A 22,907-nucleotide genomic window follows, 5' to 3' on the forward strand; every position below is an offset into this window, starting at 1 on the left:
CAACCCGAAGGGCAGGTGCTGGCCCTACAGCATCAGGCGCAGGCGGCCAATGCTGCCGCACGGGTGGAGTCGGGCCTATCACTGGAGAAGATTCGCTTTCGCTATGCGGTCAGTGGCAGCAACCCGCCGTAGAAGCTGCTACCCCACCAAGCGCCGGAATGACGCCCGATAGTCAATCGACTCCAGATGCAGCCTATCCGCCAGCCGCCACATTCAGGATGTGGAACGTGGGCTCCTCACTGAATGCAAGCGTCGCAAAAAAAGGGCCAGTAGCCCCTTTTTTTGTGAGCTCTCGACGAACTGTATTTTCCCGTATATAAATACCTATATCGCTTATGAAATATGCAGTTTGTGCTATTGTTCTGTGCAATTAAAGTCGTAAACAAGTCCAATATTTCTACCGCCGTCCAACTTTTCAGCCTTAAGTCGGCGGCAGCAGCATCGCTCCCCTTGCTGGATGAGTGCATCCAGAACATCAGTACTACTTACCTCGCGGCGTTGACTTTGAAAACCCGAGTTTCTCCATAGCTTCATGGGTTTCAAGAAGCATTGCGGACACCTCGGCCACCGTCACTCGCAGGCCGGTAGCACGTTCACGCATGTGCTCATAAGCCTGAGCTTCGGTCATGCGCTGGTAGTCCACCAGCACGCGGATCGCCTTTTCGATCTGGCGGCGTGACTTGATGGTGGACTCGAGTTTTTCAATCTTCCCTTGCTGGCGCTGCTGAAACCCTTGCGATGCCCTGGCCAGTACCAGAGTACTGAGAATGCCCGACGAACGAAACGGCTTCGTGAGGACGCCATGGGACTTTGTATCCAACAGCAACTTTAGCGTTGTTGGACTTTCGTAGTCCGAGAGCGCCACGAGGGCGGCATCCACCGCGCTGGCATTCCAGGCGCTGCTGCCTTCGAGGTCTTGGGAGACCTGGAAAAAGATCACGTCCACACCAGTGGGCGGTTCGGCCGGGAATGGCCAGACCAACTTGAGTCGGCAGCCGATGCGCTGCAATTGCTGTACGACCACGTCGCGGTCTTCCCCGGGCGGGTAGACAACGGTGACGCTGATACTGCGCAGGTCTTCATAGAGACGACGGAGGCTGGAGCTCATGGCCTCACCTCAACCAGAATTCGGAAAACCCGAAAGTGGACAGATATGGGTCGGGCTTTACGGGTTCCGATGCCTCCCACGCGATGTCGAACTGCCCGTCGGCGCGACAGATGCCGATGCGGGGCGTGAGCGCGCAATGGTTGTTCTCTGCGTCCACTGTGACACGTCCCTCGGGCGAATCGAAGGAAACGGCGCGCACGGCCTCCACCAACTTGCGTCGGTCCATACTGCCCGCACGCTGCAGGGCACGGGCAAACAGGTGCACCTGGGTGTATGCCATCTCTGACCAGGTACTTGTCGGCCGGTCGCCAAAGCGCTGTCGCCACAGCTCCACAAAGCGCCGATTGCTCTCGTTCTGCACCGACCCGAAGTACGTGGCCGAGGTGATATGTCCCTCGCACAGTGCAGGACCAATCAGCCTAATCTCTTCCTCAGCCATCGACAAGCTGGCAATCGGCATGGTTTTGGGGTCGAGCCCGAAGTCCCGGTACAGTTGGTAAAACAGGCGAGCCGATTGCCCCACCAGCGTGGAGAACACCACATCAGGCTGCTGTGCCTTGATGTCGGCTAGCACTTCCTTTAGTTCAGCTGCGCCGGCCTCGATCGGCAGGTAGACCTCTTCGAGTATCTCCCCGCCGTGCTGCTCGACCATATCGCGCATGATGCGGTTCGATTCGCGCGGATAGATGTAGTCTGCACCGACTAGAAAGAATCGCGTACCCCGGTTCTGCATCAGGTAAGCGGCCAACTGCACGCTGTTCTGATTCGGCACCGCCCCGGTGTAGATTACGTTGGGTGAATACTCGAAGCCCTCGTAAAAGGAGCAGTACCACAGCAGTGCATTGTTGCGTTCGATCACCGGCAGGATGGCTTTCCGGCTCGATGATCGGGAGCAGCCGAACACCACGTTGACCTCGTCCTCCAGCAATAGCCGCGTGGCCAGCTTACGATATTCCGCAATGTCTCCCTTAGGGTCATATGCGATGGGAATGAGTGGCCGGTCGAGCACACCGCCGAGCTGGTTGATCTCTTCTATGGCCAGAGCTGTACCGTAGAAGTGTTCGGACTCGGTGACGCCCGTAGCGCCCGAGCGGGAGAACAGAACGCCTACGCGCCAGCCGTCGTCCTGCGCTAGGGATGTGTCGTCAGACATGGCATTCCTTCACTGATCAAAAATGGCTTGCAACTGCCGGGAACTGACCGTATTTTGCAGCGACAGCATCAAAAGAATACGCGCCTTGTGGGGACTCAAATTGTCGGCGAAAACCGCACCAGCAGCTTTGAGGGTGCTGCCACCACCGTCAAAGCCGTAGGCCGGCTGCACACGCCCATTAGGAACCCTAGTGGATATGACCACAGGTACTCCCTGCGCAATGGTCTCTCTGATGGCCTTGAACATGGCTGCGTTTACGTTGCCAAAGCCCAGGGCTTGAACCACAATTCCCTGCGCGCCTAACGAGACCGCAGTCCGCACGAGATCGCCAGTGGCACCCGCAAACATCGGAATGATCTCCACCCGGGGCAAAGCCTGTGCCCACAGCTGCACGTGCTGACGGCGTGTTGACTGTCGCGAGAAGACCACCCTATCCTCATCAATCACTCCTAGCAACCCGAAGTCGCCGGACTTGAATGCTTCCACATCGGCTGTATGAGTCTTGCTTGCCTCGCGGGCCGCGTTTATCTGATTGTTCATGGCGATCACAACGCCCTGGCCACGCGCCTCAGGCGCAATGCAAACCCGCACTGCATTCAGAAGATTGCGCGGGCCATCGAAATCGGGAACCGACGCGTTGCGCTGCGCGCCTACTAGCACCACCGGCTTGTCACTGGTGACTGTCAGATCCAGAAACCATGCTGTTTCCTCCAGCGTATCTGTGCCATGCGATATGACTAACCCCACGATTTCGGGGCGCTCCAGCGCAGTATCCACTGCGTGCTTGAGCTCTACCCACCGCTCCGGCCCCATGTAATCGGAAGGTATGTTGAACAGATCCAGCACCTCCAGCCGAGCCCAGCGGGACATCGCAGGCACCGCGGCCAGCAGATCGTCACCCGACAGCGCGGGCACCGCGCCGCCTCGATGGGGGTCGACCTTCATGGCGATGGTGCCACCGGTCGAAATCAGCTGGCATAAGGGTAAGGGTGCCAAGGTAGACATCGGTTCTCCAATTAGCGACATGTCACACGCGCAGATGGTTGAACACAGATTCAAGAGCACCATCGGTCTTGGCCGCACCCTCATCGACCAGCTCGCCCTGCTTGAGGATCACGTAGCGGTCTACTACCTTGAGAGCAAAAGGCACGTTCTGTTCCACGATCAGCATCGTAGTTCCATGCAGTTTGCGCTCCTGCAGCAGTGCGTTGGCCAGTTTGTCGATCACCGAAGGCTGCAGGCCTTCCGTGATTTCGTCGAGCAGGATGACCGAAGGTCGCATCATCAGCGCGCGCGCCAGCAGCAGCATCTTCTGTTCACCGCCCGACAGCGTTCCGGCGTACTGTTGCAGCCGACTTTTAAAGACAGGGAACAGGATCTCAACGGCAGCGAAACGCTCGTGAAACAAGGACTCCTGCGCCAAGCCCAGGCGCAGGTTGTCACGTATGCTGAGGTCTGCAAATAACGGCTGCTCCTGTGAAGCATAGGCCATACCTTGTCGCGCAATGCGGTGTGGCGGCATGCGGGTGATATTCACGCCGTGCAGGTGGATAACACCAGCCTTTTTGGATAGGTAACCCATCACCGTTTTAAGCAGGGTGCTCTTGCCCATGCCATTCTTGCCCAGCAAGGCCACCGCTTCGCCCTTCTCTATATTCAGAGTCAGGTCGCGTAACACCACGGATGCGCGGTAGCCGCTGGTAATGCCGTTCAGCACCAAGGCTGATGATGGATTCATGCTGCCTCCTTCGTCGCATGGGTGCTACCCGAATAAATGGTCTTCACCAGTGGCGAATTCACGACCTCTTGGAAACTGCCTTGCATGGCGATAGCACCCTGGTGCAGCACCACGATGCGGGTGGAGATCATCTCCACAAAGTCGAGGTCATGCTCCACCAGCAGGCAGCACAGTCCGTACTGGTGCGCCAGAGAGGAAAGCACCTCGCCAATCTGCATGCGCTCGGTTTTGGTGAGGCCTGCCGTAGGCTCGTCGAGCAGTACAACGCGCGGCTCCAGGGCTAGCACCATGGCCAGTTCCAGTGCCTGTTGCTCGCCATGCGACAGATCCCGTGCAGCGGTAGTCAGTTTGTCTTCCAGCGCCGTTGCACGAACTACGTGCAGTGCGTAGGGAGGCAGGCGCAGAACGCTTTCCTGCCGCACCATCGAGGGATGCTCCAACCGCGCACCTGCAATACGCAGGCATTCCGCCACTGTCAGCGATTCAAAGATATTGGCATTTTGGAACTTGCGCCCCAGTCCTAGATGCACGCAGGCCTCCGGTGGTAACTTGCCGATGTCGCGACCGCACAACTCCACCGTGCCGCCGCTTCGTTCCGCGCCATCGCTCATGCAGCGCATTAGCGTGGTTTTCCCGGCACCATTCGGCCCGATGAGTCCGACCAGTTCGCCTGAGCGGGCCTCCAAGTCAATACCCTGCAGGACCTTTAGAAAACCGAAGTTCTTGGTTACGCCCTGCATGCGGATCGCCACAACACCTGCCGTGCCCGCAACTGATAGCGCAGGGCTTTGACGCTCCTCCAATACAGGGCTGCGAGCAGCGACCTGCGCCATGCCGAAGGGCTTGAGCAGCAAAGGGATCAAACCTTGAGGGAACAGCACAATGACTACAACAAATGCCGCCCCCAGAATCAGCTGCCAGGCGAAGGGCATGCTGCTGCTGAGATAGGCGGTAGCCACATTGATCAGCACGCCACCAACCAGTGGCCCCCACAAGGTACCCCGGCCGCCCAGTGCGACCCAGATGATGAGCTCGGTGCCCAGCGCGAAGCCCGCGAGTTCGGGGGCCACTACACCGCTGAAAGACCCGTAGCCAAAACCCGCTAATGCGGCCATGACAGCCATCGCCGTCAGAAGCGCTATTTTGATCAGCGAGGTGTTAATGCCCAGGTAGGTACAACGAACTTCGTTGTCGCGTATGGCTGCTAGCATGCGTCCCGCATCGCTGCGTACCAGCACCCAGCCGATTAGGCCAGCAACGAGCAGCATGCCCGCTGCAATCCAGTACCAGGCCTCGATGGAAAGGTCAAAAGTTTGGTACCCAGTCAGTCCCGAGCTGGATCCCGTCCAGTTGCCGCCGGATAGCAGCAACTGCGTGAGAACGATGGGCAATACCAGCGAAATCACCGTGGCAAAAAATGGCGACGCACCGCGATAGAACGACAGCCACCCGACCAGGAGACCCACGGCCGCGCTGGCTAGAACCGTTGCACTGATAGCCAGCAGCACCGTGTACGTACTGAATCCGGCATGTGTGAATACCAGGCCGGCCGCATATGCGCCAATACCAAAGAAAGCCGACTGGCCGAACGTCAGGTGGCCGGTGTAGCCCCACAAGATATCTACCGTGATGGCCGCAACGGCAAAGAAAAACGCCTTGATGAGTATGTTCAGCAAATAGGTATCGAAAATCCAAGGGCCAACCGCCATCAGCAGCAGCCCAAGACCGCCGAGCACGACGACGCTCTTGAAGGAGCGGCCTGGCAGTGCGGGACTGTCGGCATGCAGGTCCACATCGGTATGGGTGGTGGTAGTGTCAGCCACGGGCAAACCCCTTTGGACGAATGCGCAGCGTGACTGCAGCGAGAACAGCGATGGTCAGCCCGCCGAGAACGGGATTGGCGTAGGTACTGACCAGTACTTGAGCAGTACCGAAAACGATGCAGGTGACCAGCAGGCTGACCATTGAGTGGCCAGATACCATGACCAGCATGAAGGCGCTGACAAGCCATGGCAAACCCATGTTGGGGTCCACACTGGACAGCGGTGTGATCATTGCGCCCGCAAGCGTGCCAAGTCCGGCACCCAGGCTGAAGGTGATGAAACGCACCCTTCCCGAGTGGATGCCCAGGCTGCTTGCCAGATCTTCGTTCATGATCACAGCACGGGTGCGCACACCAAAGCGCGTGCCATTGAGCAAGCCGGTGAGTGCCAGACACAGCAATGCCGCTATGGGAACGAGCGCCAGTCGGTAGGCCGAATAGTCCACACCTAACACCGACCAAGTGCCCGACAGCGGTGCGTTGACAAACTGCACCTCGCGCCCGAAGGCAATCACTATCACTTGCCCGATCACAATACCTAGACCCCAGGTCGCCAGGATGGCATCGAGCGGCCGCTTGTAGAGTGGGCGCACGATAAGACCCTCCACGAGCATCCCTACGGCAATGCCCACCACTACAGCAAGGGGCCAGGCTAGCCATGGGGTGAGATGGAGTTGTGTAACTACATAGCTAGCGTAGCCACCAAGAGTCAGTAGCGCACCGTGCGCAAAGTTGACTATCTTCATCACCCCGAAGATCATCATCAGTCCTGCTGTCACGATAAACAGCATTGCGGCCGTTGTGAGTAAATCTAGCAATAGCACCATGGCGTACTCCTAGCGACGATGAAAAAGACAGATGGAATCAGCGGCAGCAGGCGCCGCAGCAACGGGTTGTTTCATTGAAAGTCTCCTTGGTTTTAAAAAACAATGGATGGATAGCAACGCATATGTCCATACCGCGTATTGCCTGCGCTTGGCATCAGGTCACTGCAATGGCTCCAGTGGTCTTTGAGCGCTTGGCTCAAGGAATGCAGATGACGTCCCGCCGGGTACCTCCAGCTTGGCATCGTCTCCACGTTCTCCACCAGAGTGCAGACCTGACGATCGGATAAGTACGGGGTTTTCACCGAAAACATTTCAACTCCAAAAAGCAAAAAGCCCCTGACTGCGCTATGAACGCATGTCAGGGGCTTTTATAGCCGGTATGTAATCAGCAATGTTGCTGAGAAACTGCTGTGGTCAAACCAGAACAGCTCGCTGAATTATGACAGCCGTTCACACCGGCGTCAACCAATGGCGAAGGTGTATTCTTCGCAATTTCTACAATCAAACCAGGACAAGATGGCTGTAGTGTTGCACTTTCAATAGCCCATTGCTGCCATCGCTAAGTGAGTTTCGCAGAGCCGAACATGCGTGTCCTCCATTCGCTTTTTCTTACCTTCAATCACTCTATCTGGGGGCACTGTTCTCCTGGATCGACGCTCGAAAAAGTCTCCAGGATACGAACACTTCCGTCTGATCGAATTTGACCTAAACGCATGGGAAGCGGTGTGTGCCGACTCTTTCCCATGCGTAGGGTTCCGCGCGGGCCGGTGATTGATACCTCGCCCAGCGCCTTGATGACTTTTATGGAATCCGTTGTGCCCACTGCTTCAACAGCTGCCTTGTAGTGGAAAAAGGCCTCGTACTGGGGCACGGAAAGTTCGTTGGGAGCCTTCAGCTCCGCACCAAATCGAACCAGCATGCGCATGCGAAACGACCGATTCTCTGCAGTATCGATAGATGGGAAGTAAGAGCCCGCCATCAAGACTCCCTTGGCTGCATCGCCCATTGTCCAGGCGGTACTTTCATCTATGGAGAGATTGCCGAAAGGCATCCTGAGATCAGCGTTCTTGATCTGTTGGGCGAGCGTTACGTTCGGCGCACCGCCGGCAGTGGCGCTAATCAACGCGTCAGGCCGGGCCGCTCGAATCTTCGCAATGATGGGTGCCCAGTAGCTGCTGTCCACCGGCAGGTATTCTTCGCCCACCACCTGCCCCCCATTGCGCCGAATGTACTGTCGGGCGAACTCAAGCATCCCGCGTCCGAATGCATAGTCACTGCCCACCAGAAAGTAAGTCTTTGCATTTCTATGTCGGGCGAGATAGTCAACCACAGGTGCCACCTGCTGTTCCGGCACCCAAGCATTCACATACATCCATGGGTTACATGAATGTCCCTCGTAGAACGAGGTATAGATGTACGGCAACCTCCCGCGTGAAATGATGGGTAGCGCGGCACTTCGGGCTGCACTGGTTTCCATTGCAATAATGGCGTTCACCTTCTTTTGGAATACCAATGTGTTGATTGCTTTCTCTGCACCCTCGGCCCCAGAGGCATCGTCTACGATCACTAGTTCAACTTTGCGCCCCAGGATGCCACCGGCGGCATTGATCTCTTCGACAGCCAGTTGCGAAGACTGCACTACCGCAGGAGCGATAACACTGTTGGCACCAGATAGACCGACGGCCACGCCAATCCTGATGGGATAGTCGGGTTGGGACTGTGCCGCCACCCCCCTCAAATTTACCATTATCGCGATGAGAAGAAGGCTGCGAAGTGTGTTCATGAGGATGACCTGTGTCGGACTTAGCGCTGCGCAGAGGTTTGCAGCCGTGGTGCATGCTCAGGCGCGATGGGGGAGTGAGGCCATAACTGCTGATGACCTGAAACCACCACCGCCTTACTGGTGGCCATTCCAGTATCGGGCGCATGTGAGAGGTCATCTGAACTCGACCCTAAATGAAAGTTAGACACCAAACCGATCAGTCGCCGAGCCTGGTCTTGCAAACTATCTGCGGCGGCAGCCCCCTGCTCCACCAGGGCTGCGTTCTGCTGTGTAGCGTTGTCGAGTTCTGCAATCGCCTGATTAATACTGCGGATGCCGCTGCTTTGCGTGGTGGATGCGGCAGTTACCTCGCCAATCAGGCCAGACACTTTTTCGACACTGGTCAGTATCTCCGTCATAGTGTCACCCGCGCCCTGGGCCAGCCGCGAGCCCGTCAACACATGTGAAAGGCTCTCTGAGATCAGTTCCTTGATTTCTTTAGCGGCAGATGCACTGTGCTGTGCCAGAGCGCGTACCTCGCCGGCGACTACTGCAAAACCACGGCCGGCATTCCCTGCGCGTGCCGCTTCTACCGCGGCATTGAGCGCAAGGATGTTGGTCTGGAACGCGATCCCATCAATCACACCAATGATGTCGGAAATCCGCTTGGAAGAGCCGTTGATCTCACGCATGGTAGCGACTACCTGAGCCACTGCCTTGCCGCCGCGCTGCGCGACCTGAGCAGCATCGCCCGCTAATCGGTTTGCCTGCTCCGTCGCTTGTGCACTATTTAGGAGGTTGCCCGCCAAGTGATCGAGAGAGCTTGCAGTCGCCTGCAACTGCGAGGCCGCTTGTTCAGTCCGCTGGCTAAGATCGAGGTTACCGGCAGCGACCTCGGAGCTGGCCGTCTCAATACTGACGGCTGCGTCACGGATGTCGGCAACCAAGCTACACAACCTGCGCTGCATGGTATCAATGGCCTCTAGCAGTCGACCGATCTCTCCCTTACCTACGTCTTCGATCACGTTGTCCAGCGCACCATCCGCGATGCGCTCGGCGATTCTCATCGCTCGCTCCACCGGCCGCTGAATGCTACGTGCGATCCGCCAAGCGACAAATACGCCAACTACCACGGCCGCCAGAGCGAGCAGTGCGCCGACGACTGTGGCGCGCTGGATATTCTTACCTACCTCCGTAGCCAGTGCGGCATTCCGCTGGGTCTGCAGTGAAATGAGCTGATTGACTTTGCCCCGCCACTGGGCTTCGGCAGGACGGAGTTCCTGGGTCAACGTTGTAGTGGCGTCGATGTTGGCACCAGCTAGCCCTTGCTTGGCTGCCTGCTGCACCAACGCTATGCCCCGTGCACCCAACTCAACGATAGCGACCGCAAGCTGGCGCTCGTCGGCCTGGGCATCGGTCATGGACATCGAAAGCGCTTGCTCGGCGCGGATGTACTCCGTACGGGCCTTCTCTAGAGTGGCACCTTCTGCCTTGAGTTCTTCAACATCGGTCAGCAGCACGATGGAGCGAACCTGCACGGTCATCAGATTAATGTTGTCTAGCAACTCACGGGCTAATGCGGCACGTTGATTGTTCACCTCAACGATCTGTTTTACCTGCTGACCTACCTGATGTGAGGACCATGCATCCATAGTTGCAACCGTCAATATCAACGCCAACAAACATCCAAAGCCAAGGGTTAGTCGAGCCGCAATGGAGTGGGTGTATGTTGGCAGCATGGGAGATCCTTCGGTTGGGCTACGCTGCGTTGCTGCGCCGAGTGTGCGCATCAATGCTTTGCACCGCTTACTGCGTACTATGGTCCTGGGTAGTGGAATACACGGATCCAAGCAAGCAGACATAGCGCTACAGGCTCGTGCCATGGTTGTGTCTTGTTCTTGTGAGTTCCAAGGGAACCCAAAAGGAAATGGATTTGTATTGGACTACTGAGTCCTACGATAGGCACTGGCCAGTCAGTGGCGTTCGCGCGCGAACACCACTGACGGCAACCGCCTTACTTCAGGTCAGGACACTGAGCACCAGGATCGACGCCCTTGAAAGTCTGCAAAATCTTGATCGTGCTGCCGGTCTGAATCTGACCCAGGCGCATAGCGAGCGGCGCGTGGCGGCTCTTATTCATGCTGACCTCGCCGCGGGGACCGGTGTAGGACACCTCACCCAGCGCCTTGATGATCTTGTCCTTATCCACGGATCCCACTTTCTCTACCGCCGCCTTGAAGAGATAGAACGCCTCGTACTGTGGCTCGGAAAGCTCATTCGGAGTCTTCAGGTCGGTGCCAAATTTCTTCGTCATGGCATCCATGAATTTCTTGTTCTCCGGCGTATCAATTGTCGTGAGGTACGAAGCCGACATGTACATGCCGGATGCCACATCGCCCATATTCTTCGCGGTTGCTTCGTCGATGGCCAAGTTGCCATACGGGAGGTTAAGGCCAGAGCCTTGCAACTGCTTAGCCAGCGAGACATTGGGTGCACCGCCAGCCGTGGCGCTGATCAAAGCATCGGGCTTGGCCGCACGGATCTTGCTCAACACCGAGGTCCAGTCGGAGCCATCTATGGGTAAGTATTCCTCGCCTACGACCTTGCCGCCGTTCTTTTCGATGTACTTCTTGGTGAAGTCCAACATGCCGCGCCCAAAGGCGTAGTCATTGCCCACGAGAAAGAAATTACGAGCTTTGAGGTTGGACCAAAAATAGTTAACGACGGGGGCGACCTGTTGTTCCGGCACCCAGGCGTTTACGTACATCCAGGCGTTACACGAGCGCCCCTCATAAAAGGATGTGTAGATGTACGGCACTTTGCCGCGCGATACGATGGGTAACGCGGCATTGCGGGCAGCGCTGGTTTCCATAGCAATGATGGCGTCCACCTTTTTCTGGAAGACGAGGGTGTCAAATGCCTTCTGCGCACCGACTGCGCCCGAAGCATCGTCCACGATCTCAAGCTCTACCTTGCGTCCGAGAATACCGCCAGCAGCGTTGATTTCTTCGATCGCCAATTGCGAGGACTGCACGACGGCAGGAGCCACGACGCTGTTGGCGCCCGACAGGCCTACGGCTACACCGATGCGTATCGGATCTGCCGCTTGGGCTTGCAGCGCAAGCGAAGCTGTCATCGCAATGGTGCCGAAGCGCACAGTGGAAGTTAGTTTTTTCATAAAAAGACTCCTTGGTTTGGGGTGAAAGAAACAGGTCGGCATCAACTTCAATGCCTAGGCAACGGCCAGCCGGTGCCAAGCATCGGGTCGTAAAGGTCGTCGCGGCGGTCTCGAAGTACGTGGTTGAAGGCATTGAGTTGCCGTTCCCGGCGCGTAGCCTTCAGGCGGATCTGTGCCAGGAGTACCTCTTCTGCGTCTATTGATGCAGGGCCAGCTATTGGCCAGCCCTGGGCGTCGACGATCAAGCTCTGGCCTATGAATAGCTGCTCGCGCTCATTGCCTATCCGGTTGGCGCAAACGATATTCAGCGCATTGCTGTGGGCGCTGGCCATGGCCAACGTATTGGCCATGGCTGGACGGTGAGCCGGCTGTCCGGACATTGGCACCCAGTTGGTAGGCATGGCCACAATGTCGGCACCTTGCATGGCCAATAGGCGATACACCTCAGGGAACCAGCCGTCGTAGCAGATCACTACGCCCAGGCGCCCCCACTCTGTGTGAAACACAGGCAGACCTCTGTTGCCAGCCTCGAAGTAAAGATGTTCGTCACCCCACAGGTGCAGCTTGCGGTAGGTGCCCAGCCAACCCTTAGGGCCAATGATCACTGCCGAGTTGTAGAGACGATCCCCGTCTCGCTCAGCAATGCCTGCGACGATGTGCACCTTGCATCGCTGTGCCACATCTATCCATGCCCTAGTGGCCGGACCTTCCGGCACAGACTCCGCCAGCGAAAAGGCCTCTGCCCGACTGGTAAAGACGTAGCCCGTGTTGGCCAGTTCCGGCAGCACTACGAGCGCTGCACCACCAGCGGCCGCGCGCTCGATCAACGCTACGGAGCGCGCCACGTTCGCATCCTTGTAGCCGATACGCGGCTCCATCTGAACGCTCCCCACGGTGATGAGATGCTCAGCCGAATTCAGCGCGGGAGTGGTTCCCAAATCAGACATTCAAACTCCAAAAAGCAAAAAGCCCCTGACCGCGCTGTATGCGCATGTCAGGGGCTTTCATAGCCGGTATGTAATCAGCAATATTGCTGAGGGCTTCTCTGGCTAAACCTGGGAAGTGCTAAGAATTATGACAGCGTAAAAAAAATGCGTCAACAAATTGCAAGGGGTATTTGAATATTCAGAATTTCTACGCCATCAGCAGGAATGGAGAGATTAACCGCCCCGGTGTTACTGCTAACCTTGAATTGACAACATAAACCAGTCCAAGAATTCCGCCGCCCCCCACCTTGCTCGGTATTCGATGGGTCTAAGTGCGCCGACGGAGGTTCCAGCCAGAAGCGGTCGTCGGCAGGGACGGCTTTGCAGCGAACTGAGACATTCGACCTGCATCGTCGGCTGACAGCTCTTACCGAGACCGGCCATCGACGTTAGACGGAGTTCGACTGCCGGTCTGCTTAGCCAGGCGCTATGACCCAGATTCATCGGGAAACTGCAGTAGATCGTTCTCGAATATTTCAACGCCGTCAAAATGCGCGGCTGCTGCGGCCTGTGGTTTTTCGCGCAGCATGCCGGAAAGGGAGACTGTAGCGATGCCATGTTTCATGGAGGTTGACTCGGCTTGTGGCAAAGCAATCAGGCAGTCTTCGTTGCTGTTGCCCTGCTGCGGGTTGGGTTAATGGCCCAGGATGTCGCCCAAGAATGCGCGGGTACGCTCGTGTTTCGGGGCCTGGAAGAAAGTGGCCGGTGGGCCTTCTTCCAGAATTTTGCCTTCGGCCATAAAGATAACCCGATCCGCCACGGCGCGGGCGAAACCCATTTCATGGGTCACGCAGATCATGGTCATTCCATCCTCTGCCAGCGAAACCATCGTATCGAGCACTTCCTTGACCATTTCCGGGTCCAGCGCCGAGGTGGGTTCGTCAAACAGCATTACTTTTGGGCCCATGCACAGGGCGCGTGCAATCGCCACACGCTGCTGCTGGCCGCCAGATAACTGGGCCGGGTATTTGTCGGCCTGGCTCAGGATGTGGACCCGGTCCAGGTACTTGCGCGCCGTTGCTTCGGCCTGTTCCTTCGAATGCTTCAGCGTATGGATAGGCGACAGGGTGCAGTTTTCCAGCACCGTCATGTGCGGGAACAGGTTGAACTGCTGGAACACCATGCCGACCTCGGCGCGCACCGCGTCGATGGCCTTGGCGTCGTTCGTCAGGGCGATGCCACCAACCCGGATCTGCCCTTTGGAATAGCCCTCCAGGTGGTTGATGCAGCGGATCAGCGTGGATTTACCCGAGCCGGACGGGCCGCAGAGCACGATCTTTTCTCCAGAGCGCACCGACAGATTGATGTCGGTCAGCGCCTGGTACTGGCCGTACCATTTGTCAACGTGCTCCATCACGATCATGGGGGTGTCGGCATTTGTGGATGTGGTTTGCATGGCCCGGGCTCTTTCTGTTGGCGCTGGTTACTTGGCGACGAAGGGCACGCCTTCGATGCTGGCGGGAAAGTTCAGGTTGCTGGCGCCCATCCACTTGGTCTGGATCTTGGTCAGGTCGCCGTTGGCCTTGATCTTGTCCATGAATGCGTTCAATGCTGTATTCATCTCCTTGTCTTCCAGCCGGGAGCAGGCACCGTTGAACAGAGGTTTGAATTCGAGCTTGTTTTCGTAGGTATTGGGTGCAGCTTCGTTCAGGCGCTTAACGTAAAACACGTTGGCACCGACGGCCTGGACCTGCCCGGACAGCATGGCCTGGATGGTGGCGGCATCGTTGTCAAAGCGGCGTATGGTGGTGCCAGCGGGCGCATGGCTGGTGACTTCCGTGTCCTGGACGCTGGAGCGCGGCACGCCAATGGCGAGCTTGCCCAGGTCGGCATCGGATTTGACCACCGTGGTCTTGGCTGCTACCAGGTAGATGCTGTTTGCCACATAGGGCTTGCTGTATTGAACCGATTTCGCGCGCTCCGGCAGCATGGCCATGGTAGCGAACAACACGTCGACACGGCCCGATGCCAACGCCGGAATGCGGTTGGCCACTTCCAGGCCGACAAACTCCACCGGCACCCCCAGCTCCTTGGCGAAGGCCTTGCCCATGTCGGCGTCGATGCCGTCGGCATTGCCGCTGGTGGCGTCCACGTAGCCCCAGGGTGGATTCGCCGCCTGGATGCCGACCACGAGCTTGCCCTTGGCCTTGATTTCAGCGGGGGTGATGCCCGACGCGGGCCGGCTGTACAGCGCTGCGGCGGTGGCCACGGTGGCCATGGCGAGCAGGGCGAGGTTGCGGCGGGTCAGGGAAATATGGGTAGTTTTCATTTCAGTTGTCTCCAGTTTTAAGTTGCAGGTTGCAGAAAGGGTGAAATTCAAGAGATGGTCAAGGCGGCTCACCGGGCTGCCGTGGCCAACTGGCGTTCCAGCCGCGATCCGTACAGTGACAGCGGCCAGCACATGGCGAAGTAGATGGCGCCGACGATGCCGTAGACCATCAGCGGCTGGAAGGTCTGGTTCGAGACGATGCTGCCGCTGCGCGCCAGCTCGGCAAAACCGACGATGGCCGCCAGCGAGGTGCCTTTGATCAGCTGCACAAAGAAGCCGATGGTGGCCGGCAGCGAGATGCGCAGCGCCTGGGGCAGCACCACTTTGCGCATACGGTTGACGTAGCTCATGCCGAGTGCATTGGCGGCCTCGGTCTGACCGCGTGGCACGGCTTCGATCGAGCCGCGCCAGATCTCTCCCAGAAAGGCGCTGGCATGCAGCATGAAACCAATGGCGACCGACAGCCAGGGGTCGAGCTTCAGCCCGATCAGTGCCAGGCCGTAATAGGTCACAAACAGTTGCATCAGCAGCGGGGTGCCCTGGAACAGCGCGATGTAGCCGCCCGTCAGGCGCCGTAGCAGCGGTGACGCAGACATGCGCGCCAACGCAATCACCAGGCCGGCCACCGCACCCAGTGCCAGAGCCATCACCGACAGGGCGATGGTCCATTGCGCACCCTTGAGCAAAAAGCCAAATTCAGCAAAGGTGATGGTGTGCATTTATTTCACCGGATAGCTGAAGAAGCGTTTCACAAAGTGGCCGAAGCCCATCAGCATCACCGTGGACATCGCCAGGTACAGCACCGTGACCGCGCCGTAGACCTCGAAGCTCTTGAACGAGTCGGACTCGATGCGTTGCGCCACCGATGTCAGCTCGTATGCGGAGATCGAGGAGGCGATGCTGGTGGTCAGCGTCAGCAAAATGAACTGGCTCACCAGCGAGGGGAAGATGGCCCGCAGCGCCGGCTTGAGCACGATCAGGCGAAAGATCTTCATCTTGTGCATGCCCAGCGCCATGCCGGCTTCGATCTGCCCCTTGCTGATGGCTTGCACGCCGCCGCGGATGATCTCGATGGCATACGCGCCGCCGTTCACACCCAGCGCGATGATGGCGGTCGGCGTAGGGTCGAGTCGCACGCCTACCAAAGGCAGGGCGAAGAAGATGAAATAGATCTGCACCAGAAACGGCGTGTTGCGGACCACCTCCACAAAAGTCATCACCGCCCAGCGTATTGGCGCCACCGGCGATTGCCGCAGCACCACACCACCGATGCCGATGATGGTCGCCAGCACCATGCCGCCGAGCGCCAGGCCCAGCGTGCCCAGGCAACCCCACAGCAGATCCGGCAGGCCGGCAATCACCGGCGTGAAGTCGAACTTGTAGTTCACTTTAATGTCTCTTTAGTAGTTATTGGTTTTACGAAAATCAAATCAGCGGGATAGTCAGCTTCTCGATGACCTTGTCGGTCGGTGGGCGTATATGTCGCCACCACGCGAAGGCTTCTGCTGCCTGCTCAGCCAACATGCCTACACCGTCTGCCAAGCGTTCAACACCGGCGTTTTGCGCTAAGCGCAGAAATGGAGTCAGGCCTTTTCCATACGCCAGCTCATAGGCCAGGCAGTGATGGCTAAATACGTTCGTCGGTACCGGCGGCAGTTCTGCACGCAGGCTGGCTGACGTGGCGTTGAAGACCACATCGAAATTTTCCGTGCGCAAGTCGGAGTAGTCGCAGCTACTGACGCAGCCGTACTTGCTTCCGATCTGAGCCAAATCCTGCGCTTTGGAAAGGGTCCGGTTTGCGATCACCAGAATGGCGGGTTCTTCCGATAAAAAGGGAAGGAGGGCTCCGCGTGCAGCCCCTCCTGCGCCCAGCATCAGGACACGCTTGCCTTTCAAAGCAAATTTCAGGTTATGCACTACGTCGCGAACCAGGCCGACGCCATCGAAATTTTCGGCAAATACACTATTGCCTTCAAACTTCATGGCATTGGCTGCTCCAGCTAACGTCGCCCGTTCAGAATGATGGGTTGCATAGGCAAAAGCATCCAGCTTGAAGGGCGCAGTGACGTTCAGTCCCTTTCCTCCAGATGCGCGAAAAGCATCCACTGTTTCTGCAAACTGGGCGAGCGGGCCTTCAATCTTGGTGTATTCAATGGTGTGCCCGCATGCCTCTGCAAACATGCCATGAATCATGGGGGACTTACTGAATGCAATGGGGTTACCAATGACCGCATATTTGTCTGCCATGTCCGACCTTTCGTTGGTTTTTATTTGGAATAGAGCACGCCGTCGGCTTGCATGGCTGCGATGTCGGGGGCGGAAAAGCCCAGACTTGCGGCGATGTCAGCGTTGTGCTCTCCCAGATTGGGTGCAACCTGCCTCATCGTGATGTCGCAATCCGAAAATCTGAATGGCAGATTCGGTAGTTGGATCTTTCCCAGTACCGGGTGGTCTTGCTCCAGCACCATTCCACGTGCTTGAATCTGTGGATCTGCCAATACCTCATCGATGCGCTGCACTTTTGCGCTGGGTACGTCAATGTCGTCCAGTGCTGCGAGCACTTGCGCAACGTTTTTACTTGCAACCCATTGCTTGACCACGGGCAGGATTTCCAGACGGTTGGCATTGCGGCCAGCGTTCGTGTGAAAGCGCGTGTCGGAGGCAAAGCCGGCGGGCCCACCGGTTTGTTCCACCAGTGCAGCAAAGCGCTTCCAGGCATCATCGACTTGCGCGGCAATCACCAGATCACCATCCGCTGCGCGGAATACACCGTACAGGGTTGAGTTAGGCATGTCATGGCCTGTTTGAACCGGCACCTCTGTGCCACCAGACAATGTGTAGCACTGCACGGCATATTCATGCATCGAGACGAGGGTGTCGTACAAGGCCATGTCGATGTGCTGGCCCCTGCCAGACTTCACCCGTCCAAGAAGCGCGGCATTGATAGCCGCCACTGCGTGAATGCCTGTGTACATATCGCCCAATGAGATGCGCAGCAATGGAGGTGCTTCTCCTGGGTTTCCCACCATTTGCATGATGCCGCTCTTGGCTTCGGCAATGAGGCCAAAGCCCGCACGATGGGAGTCTGGACCGGTGTGGCCATAGGCGGAAATGGAGCAATACACCAGACCGGGGTTGCGTGTCGCCAATTCCTTGTATCCCAATCCGAGCTTTTCCAAGGCACCGGGGCGGTAGTTTTCTATGAATACGTCGGCGCTATCCACCAGCTTTTGCATCAGCTCGCGACCGCGGGCATCTTTGGTGTTGACGCACAAACCCTTCTTGCCCATGTTCTGCTGCAGGAAGTAGCCGCTGTAGGCGTTGTCTTCACCGACAAACCAGGCGTGTTGGCGTCCGGCATCACCGGCGCCAGGGCGCTCCACCTTTATCACTTCAGCGCCTAACGCAGCCAAGCATCGGCCGACGTAGGGGCCAGCCAAGAAGTGGCTGTAGTCAATGACTCGGAATCCTTTGAGAGGAAGATCTTGGCTCATGCAGGCCTCCGAGGAATCATCAGGCGGTGCTCACCCTTTTGCACAACTTGATCGTTCTGGTTGATCAACTCTGAGGGCAAAGTCACGATGCCCCAGCCTGGTCGGCTCTTTGAAGTGCGCAGACCGCTCACTGAGAATTTCACGTGCAAGACATCGTTAACCTTGATTGGCAGCAGGAAGTCCCACGTCCATCCAAGGGACATGCCGGGCAGAAATCTGTAGTCGCTCTGTGTCTTCAATCCATCCGCAATCGACAGGCCAAAGAGGCCGTGCGCGACGATGCAGCCAAAGTGGCTGGCATTCGCGTATGCCTCGTCCACGTGCACAGGCGTATGGTCACCGGTGAGGTCGGCATACGCCAGAATTCGCTCCTTTGTAACGGTGTAGGTCGGACTGATGCAGACGTCGCCATCCTTTGCATCGTCCCAATATTTCTCAGGGCTGAGTGTCATGGTGTGTTTCAGGAAAAATTGCGAGGGTTGATGGACAGTGCTTGTGCAACGGTTCCCGGGCTGGCTTGGATTAGTTCCAAGGCCAAACCGTCAGGAAGGCGCAGCCAGTTGGTGCCCTGGGGCATTTCTTTCACGTCGAAAAGTTGGGCCGCGGCAATAGCTGCGTCCAGGTCCTCACACATCACACCGATATGGCCCAATCGGCCTTCGGGCTCTGAGAAATCAGGCTTGGCAATGAACTGCATGCCACCCAAGGTCCAATATTGGCTGGGGTTTTCCACGGTTCCGTGCACTTCGCGCATGGTCATACCGAGCACGTCGTGGAAAAACTTGATATGCCACTGGATGTCCTTTACCCATATGGCGACGTGTTCTACATAAGCACGGGGTTTGGCGGCGCTTGTCATGCTATTTCCTTGTGTGGTTTGGGTTCTTTGAGGCCTCGTTCAATTCCCTTGATACATGCGACCAAGGCAGTGTTCACGGGCGTGGGCACACCCAATGCGGCACCGCGCTCCACCACCGAACCATTGATGTAGTCCACCTCGGTTGGTGAACCTTTTTCCAGGCTCTGCAGCATGGATGCCTTGAACTCGTAGGGCAGGCCAGAGGCGGCTTTGACCCAAGCTTCGCTGGGCTCTTTGATGGAGAGTTGGATTCCGCTGGCCTTTGCAACGGCCATGGCCTCAGCGACTGCAGCCAGCGCACAGGCTTGAACTTCAGGAACCTGGTAGAGCGCGCCGTACGGTAAGCCGGTGATACCGCTCAGAGCTCCGGTAGCTACATTGATCAAGAGTTTGTCCCACATGGTTGCGCGGATGTCGGCGCAAACTATGGTGGTAAGACCAGCATCGTTGAACAGTTTGGCAACCGCATCCGCTCGATCGGATCCGTTGGCATGGAGCTCACCGATTAAAGTCTCCTTGCCCTGGGTTCCTACGACCACTACGCCGTGGTTTACCAATAGGCCTCCCACATAGGTCTTGCCAGCCAGTACGCGCTCTGCACCAACCAATTCGGCCAATACATCTTCGTGCCCAAGCCCGTTTTGCAGCGACAGAACCATGGTGCTGTCTCCGACCAGAGACATGGCACTCAGCATTGCACTGCGCGTATCGAATGACTTGACCAAGACAATGATCAGATCCATCTGTCCCAGTCCTTCGGCAGTCGTTGCAACATGAACCTTGACACTCATGTCCCCGTTGGTGTCTCGCAGAGTCAATCCGTTGCGTGAAATGGCATCGACTTGCTCTTGTCGGCGATTGATCAAGGTGACATCGGCACCCGCCCGGGCCAAGGTGCCGCCAATGGCACAGCCCAGAGATCCGGCGCCCAATACACAAACTTTCATGGTGTCTCCATAAATGTGGCACGCCATCGGTGCCACGGATATGAACGATAGGGATAGACTCACATAGCGTCCATTCAATGGACTAAATGCGCTACATTGTTTGAGGCAATAATGGATACCAATCGAGCTGACACCAACCTTCTCGACGTCAAGCATTTGCGCTTGTTTGATCTGCTGTATTCCACGCGCAGCGTTACACGCTCTTCGGAACTCTTGGGTCAATCCCAGCCGACAGTTAGCATCTGGCTTTCAAAATTGCGCAAGGAACTCGGCGATCCCTTGTTTATTCGCACAGCCGATGGGATGCAAGCTACGCCAAGAGCAGATGAATTGATTGTTTCAGTGCGAGCTGCGTTGGACGCTATGCGGCAGCTAACCGCGCCGGAAGCGGTTTTTGATCCAGTGCAGAGTACACGACACTTTAGGATTTGCATGACTGATGCAAGTCATGTCACGTTGTTGCCGCAGATACTGGCCCACGTACGTGCGATGGCTCCAGATATCACCCTCGAAGCAGCACGCATCGACGAGAAAACAGCAGAAGCTCTACAGTCTGGTGAAGCCGACCTGGCTATCGGTCTTGTTCCTTGGCTTGAGTCGGGCTTCTACCAGCAAACATTGTTTCCCCAGGATTGGATATGCCTGGTGAATCCGCGTCACCCACGGATCAGCGAAACATTGGATCGAAATCTCTACAGTGAGGAAGGACACGTCGGCATCGTGTCTGGGACAGGGTCGCAGCTTCTTGCCGAGGCGCTGTTGCGTAACCACATACGACGCAGGATCGTATTAGAGTTACCTGGTTTTCTTGGACTTGCAGCAGTTGTATCCAGCACAGATCTTTTGGCTACTTTGCCCCGCCACATCGGGGAGATGCTGGCTCAGATGAATGGTCTGCGTGTGTTTCCGTGTCCAGTACCTATTCCAACCTTTACGGTCAAGCAGCATTGGCATGCCCGCTATCACAATGAGGCTGGAAATATTTGGCTCAGAGGTGTTTGCGCCCGTTTGTTTATGGACAGAAAAGTTCGCGGCGCCGCCAGAAAACAATAACATGCGTATTTAGGTGGCAGCTCTTTGTGGAGTCAGTTCACTACAGGTGTCATCTGAAAAAACGCCCCACTATCGCCTGCAGAACCAAGAGCCTGCGTGCCGTTCAACTTTTACTCGGGCATACCAAGTCGGAAAGTACGGTTCGCTATTTCGGCATAGAGGTTGAGGAGGCCTTGGAAATGTCAGAGCAGTCTGAGCTTTGAAGAGATGGCCGGCAGCGACGTCCAGGCTCTCGGTTGTCGGTTTTTCCAAGCAAACCCGTCGTTCACAGCGATAGCCCAACCGGCTGCTTCCGCTGCAAAGCAGCCTGTCGCAACACACGGTTTACCCGGGTGTTTACGACTTTAAAAAACCGTCTCTAAAATCCAACGCCCCGCAAACCCGCATGAATGCTAGGGTTCTGTTTACGACTTTAATTGCACGGAATAAATTCGGAATTGTGACTGGAGTAAATAAAGTTCGTCGGATTTACCGATCGTAAATCATTGATTTAATTGATGCGCATCAGCTATACAAAGTTCGTCGGAGTTAGGAACTTTGTATAGCATGTCTCCAATGCTAAAAATAAAGTTCGTCGGACCACGGTGAGACATGCGCACAATATAGGAAGGCAATTGATTTACTAAACCTTCTCAAGAACTAGCGCAATACCTTGACCAACACCAATACACATTGTGCAAACGGGCCTGCGTGCTTCGCCAACGCTTCGGTTTCTGCGCGCATACATAAAATCCAGTAGAACAACGTAGGAGTTAGGATGGGCTCGTCGCCATGGACATATTTCATAGGTCCGTTCTTCGGCACATTTCTGGCTTTCATATTAGCTCGTATGTATGACGCAAACAGGCGCTTTTTCGAAAGCCTTGCGTCGGCTAACTTGGCACTGATGACACTCAAGAATCAGTACAACGACTTTTTGCTGTTCAGGGTGGGCTTCGCACACGACTGCGTGCGCTTATCTCTCACAGGCGACGAGCCTGTATGGTCGCTACTCCGGCCTAGCCACATGCGTTACGGTGACTATGAGTTTGACTTCGAGAAAATCGCGTTTCTTTTCGAGAGCGGGACGAGGCCGCCAGTGTTCGAGGCTATCGAGCTTGCGCAAATCACACATAAAGACCTAATAAAACTGGACGGCCAGCGCACGGACACTGCACGGGAGACGCAGCGTAAGGTTGCAGAGAAACTCAAGGACGAAGACGCCGGGCTAGATGCTGCCGAAAGGCTTTTAGGCCGGGCATACGTTGCCGAACTGGACATGCTGGTCGAGGGCCTTGCGGTTAGGGCATGCGACGGTGAACAGGTCTACATCCAAGCGTTCAAGGAATTGCGCACTGCGTTGCGCGAGCACATCATGAAGACTTGGCGCTACAGGATTGGATACCTCTGGCGGATGCGGCACGACAATACCGTTGAGGACATGCTTCTGAAGATGAAGGACCGGCTCAGCCCTGGCTTCAATGCCGACGAACTGCCTGCGCTCCCCAAGAAGCTTCAAACAAGGGTAGAAAAGGTGCTTTCTCAGCGTAGCGCTAGGAAAGCGGAAGGCCACGCTCAACAGGTCAAAAACCGGCATTAGAGCCTGGGAGAGAAGGTCCGTTTTTGGCCGGTAGTCGCCGGTCACGGTGATTTTATGGAAGTCGGCTCCCAGCCTGAAGCGGCCGTCGGCAGGGACGGCTTCTCAGCGATTGCCGACCTTAGTCGTAATCAA

22 protein-coding genes and 2 pseudogenes are annotated in these 22,907 nt (G+C 56.7%); 4 read left to right on the plus strand and 20 right to left on the minus strand.

Annotation, left to right across the window (positions count from 1 at the left end; translation table 11 throughout):
• Window positions 1-12 precede the first annotated feature (12 nt).
• Window positions 13-129 (plus strand): annotated as a pseudogene (locus AC07O2_RS22310) (P-type conjugative transfer protein TrbG); the annotation flags it as partial.
• Between the two features lie 352 nt (window positions 130-481).
• Here AC07O2_RS22310 and AC07O2_RS22315 read toward each other — a convergent pair.
• From AC07O2_RS22315 to AC07O2_RS22410, 20 genes are all read right to left on the minus strand, one after another.
• Window positions 482-1,108 carry an ANTAR domain-containing response regulator gene (locus tag AC07O2_RS22315; protein ID WP_495234428.1) on the minus strand — a complete coding sequence of 209 codons (627 nt, stop codon included), beginning with the start codon at window positions 1,106-1,108 and terminating at the stop codon, window positions 482-484.
• Between the two features lie 4 nt (window positions 1,109-1,112).
• Window positions 1,113-2,261 (minus strand): transporter substrate-binding domain-containing protein, encoded by a 1,149-nt coding sequence (locus AC07O2_RS22320; protein ID WP_495234429.1) that lies wholly within the window; start codon window positions 2,259-2,261, stop codon window positions 1,113-1,115.
• Between the two features lie 9 nt (window positions 2,262-2,270).
• Window positions 2,271-3,266, minus strand: a complete 996-nt coding sequence (locus AC07O2_RS22325) for an asparaginase (protein WP_495234430.1) — start codon at window positions 3,264-3,266, stop codon at window positions 2,271-2,273.
• A gap of 22 nt (window positions 3,267-3,288) precedes the next feature.
• On the minus strand, window positions 3,289-3,999 hold the full coding sequence (locus AC07O2_RS22330) for a branched-chain amino acid ABC transporter ATP-binding protein (protein ID WP_495234431.1): 711 nt from the start codon (window positions 3,997-3,999) through the stop codon (window positions 3,289-3,291).
• On the minus strand, window positions 3,996-5,708 hold the full coding sequence (locus AC07O2_RS22335; protein ID WP_495234471.1) for an ABC transporter permease subunit: 1,713 nt from the start codon (window positions 5,706-5,708) through the stop codon (window positions 3,996-3,998). Before AC07O2_RS22335 ends, AC07O2_RS22330 begins: the two co-directional genes overlap by 4 nt.
• Before the next feature lie 106 nt (window positions 5,709-5,814).
• On the minus strand, window positions 5,815-6,648 hold the full coding sequence (locus AC07O2_RS22340; RefSeq protein WP_495234432.1) for a branched-chain amino acid ABC transporter permease: 834 nt from the start codon (window positions 6,646-6,648) through the stop codon (window positions 5,815-5,817).
• A 619-nt stretch (window positions 6,649-7,267) separates the two neighbouring features.
• The gene (locus AC07O2_RS22345; protein ID WP_495106263.1) at window positions 7,268-8,431 is read right to left on the minus strand and encodes a substrate-binding protein; all 1,164 of its coding nucleotides are present in this window, start codon (window positions 8,429-8,431) and stop codon (window positions 7,268-7,270) included.
• Window positions 8,432-8,451: 20 nt separating this feature from the next.
• Entirely contained in the window at window positions 8,452-10,149 is a 1,698-nt protein-coding gene (locus tag AC07O2_RS22350) for a methyl-accepting chemotaxis protein (RefSeq protein WP_495234433.1), read from the minus strand.
• A 275-nt stretch (window positions 10,150-10,424) separates the two neighbouring features.
• Window positions 10,425-11,588 (minus strand): substrate-binding protein, encoded by a 1,164-nt coding sequence (locus tag AC07O2_RS22355; protein WP_495234434.1) that lies wholly within the window; start codon window positions 11,586-11,588, stop codon window positions 10,425-10,427.
• Window positions 11,589-11,635: 47 nt separating this feature from the next.
• Window positions 11,636-12,535 carry a nitrilase family protein gene (locus AC07O2_RS22360; RefSeq protein WP_495234435.1) on the minus strand — a complete coding sequence of 300 codons (900 nt, stop codon included), beginning with the start codon at window positions 12,533-12,535 and terminating at the stop codon, window positions 11,636-11,638.
• Between the two features lie 466 nt (window positions 12,536-13,001).
• A complete protein-coding gene (locus tag AC07O2_RS22365) occupies window positions 13,002-13,139 on the minus strand; it encodes a hypothetical protein (RefSeq protein WP_495234473.1) in 138 nt (45 codons plus the stop codon).
• A 69-nt stretch (window positions 13,140-13,208) separates the two neighbouring features.
• Window positions 13,209-13,970: an amino acid ABC transporter ATP-binding protein gene (locus AC07O2_RS22370; RefSeq protein WP_495234436.1), complete on the minus strand. Its 762-nt coding sequence runs from the start codon at window positions 13,968-13,970 to the stop codon at window positions 13,209-13,211.
• Window positions 13,971-13,997: 27 nt separating this feature from the next.
• Window positions 13,998-14,843, minus strand: coding sequence for a transporter substrate-binding domain-containing protein (locus AC07O2_RS22375; protein ID WP_495234437.1), 846 nt, complete (start codon window positions 14,841-14,843; stop codon window positions 13,998-14,000).
• A gap of 68 nt (window positions 14,844-14,911) precedes the next feature.
• Window positions 14,912-15,562, minus strand: a complete 651-nt coding sequence (locus AC07O2_RS22380; RefSeq protein WP_495234438.1) for an amino acid ABC transporter permease — start codon at window positions 15,560-15,562, stop codon at window positions 14,912-14,914.
• Window positions 15,563-16,231 (minus strand): amino acid ABC transporter permease, encoded by a 669-nt coding sequence (locus AC07O2_RS22385; RefSeq protein WP_495234439.1) that lies wholly within the window; start codon window positions 16,229-16,231, stop codon window positions 15,563-15,565.
• A 37-nt stretch (window positions 16,232-16,268) separates the two neighbouring features.
• Complete coding sequence (gene aroE, locus AC07O2_RS22390) at window positions 16,269-17,090, minus strand: shikimate dehydrogenase (RefSeq protein WP_495234440.1); 822 nt, start codon at window positions 17,088-17,090, stop codon at window positions 16,269-16,271.
• Window positions 17,091-17,110: 20 nt separating this feature from the next.
• Window positions 17,111-18,337 (minus strand): CaiB/BaiF CoA transferase family protein, encoded by a 1,227-nt coding sequence (locus AC07O2_RS22395; RefSeq protein WP_495234441.1) that lies wholly within the window; start codon window positions 18,335-18,337, stop codon window positions 17,111-17,113.
• Window positions 18,334-18,789 carry a MaoC family dehydratase gene (locus AC07O2_RS22400; RefSeq protein ID WP_495234442.1) on the minus strand — a complete coding sequence of 152 codons (456 nt, stop codon included), beginning with the start codon at window positions 18,787-18,789 and terminating at the stop codon, window positions 18,334-18,336. The genes AC07O2_RS22395 and AC07O2_RS22400 overlap by 4 nt, the downstream gene beginning before the upstream one ends.
• An 8-nt stretch (window positions 18,790-18,797) precedes the next feature.
• The gene (locus AC07O2_RS22405; RefSeq protein WP_495234443.1) at window positions 18,798-19,196 is read right to left on the minus strand and encodes a VOC family protein; all 399 of its coding nucleotides are present in this window, start codon (window positions 19,194-19,196) and stop codon (window positions 18,798-18,800) included.
• Complete coding sequence (locus AC07O2_RS22410; RefSeq protein ID WP_495234444.1) at window positions 19,193-20,143, minus strand: ketopantoate reductase family protein; 951 nt, start codon at window positions 20,141-20,143, stop codon at window positions 19,193-19,195. The genes AC07O2_RS22405 and AC07O2_RS22410 overlap by 4 nt, the downstream gene beginning before the upstream one ends.
• A 111-nt stretch (window positions 20,144-20,254) precedes the next feature.
• On the opposite strand from AC07O2_RS22410, the gene AC07O2_RS22415 reads away from it, so the two are divergent.
• From AC07O2_RS22415 to AC07O2_RS22425, 3 genes and pseudogenes are all read left to right on the plus strand, one after another.
• The gene (locus tag AC07O2_RS22415; RefSeq protein ID WP_495234445.1) at window positions 20,255-21,196 is read left to right on the plus strand and encodes a LysR family transcriptional regulator; all 942 of its coding nucleotides are present in this window, start codon (window positions 20,255-20,257) and stop codon (window positions 21,194-21,196) included.
• Between the two features lie 71 nt (window positions 21,197-21,267).
• Window positions 21,268-21,399 (plus strand): annotated as a pseudogene (locus tag AC07O2_RS22420) (integrase); the annotation flags it as partial.
• A 626-nt stretch (window positions 21,400-22,025) separates the two neighbouring features.
• Window positions 22,026-22,775, plus strand: a complete 750-nt coding sequence (locus AC07O2_RS22425; RefSeq protein ID WP_495234446.1) for a hypothetical protein — start codon at window positions 22,026-22,028, stop codon at window positions 22,773-22,775.
• Window positions 22,776-22,907 lie beyond the last annotated feature (132 nt).

This window comes from Rhodoferax sp. GW821-FHT10B06, assembly GCF_059415605.1.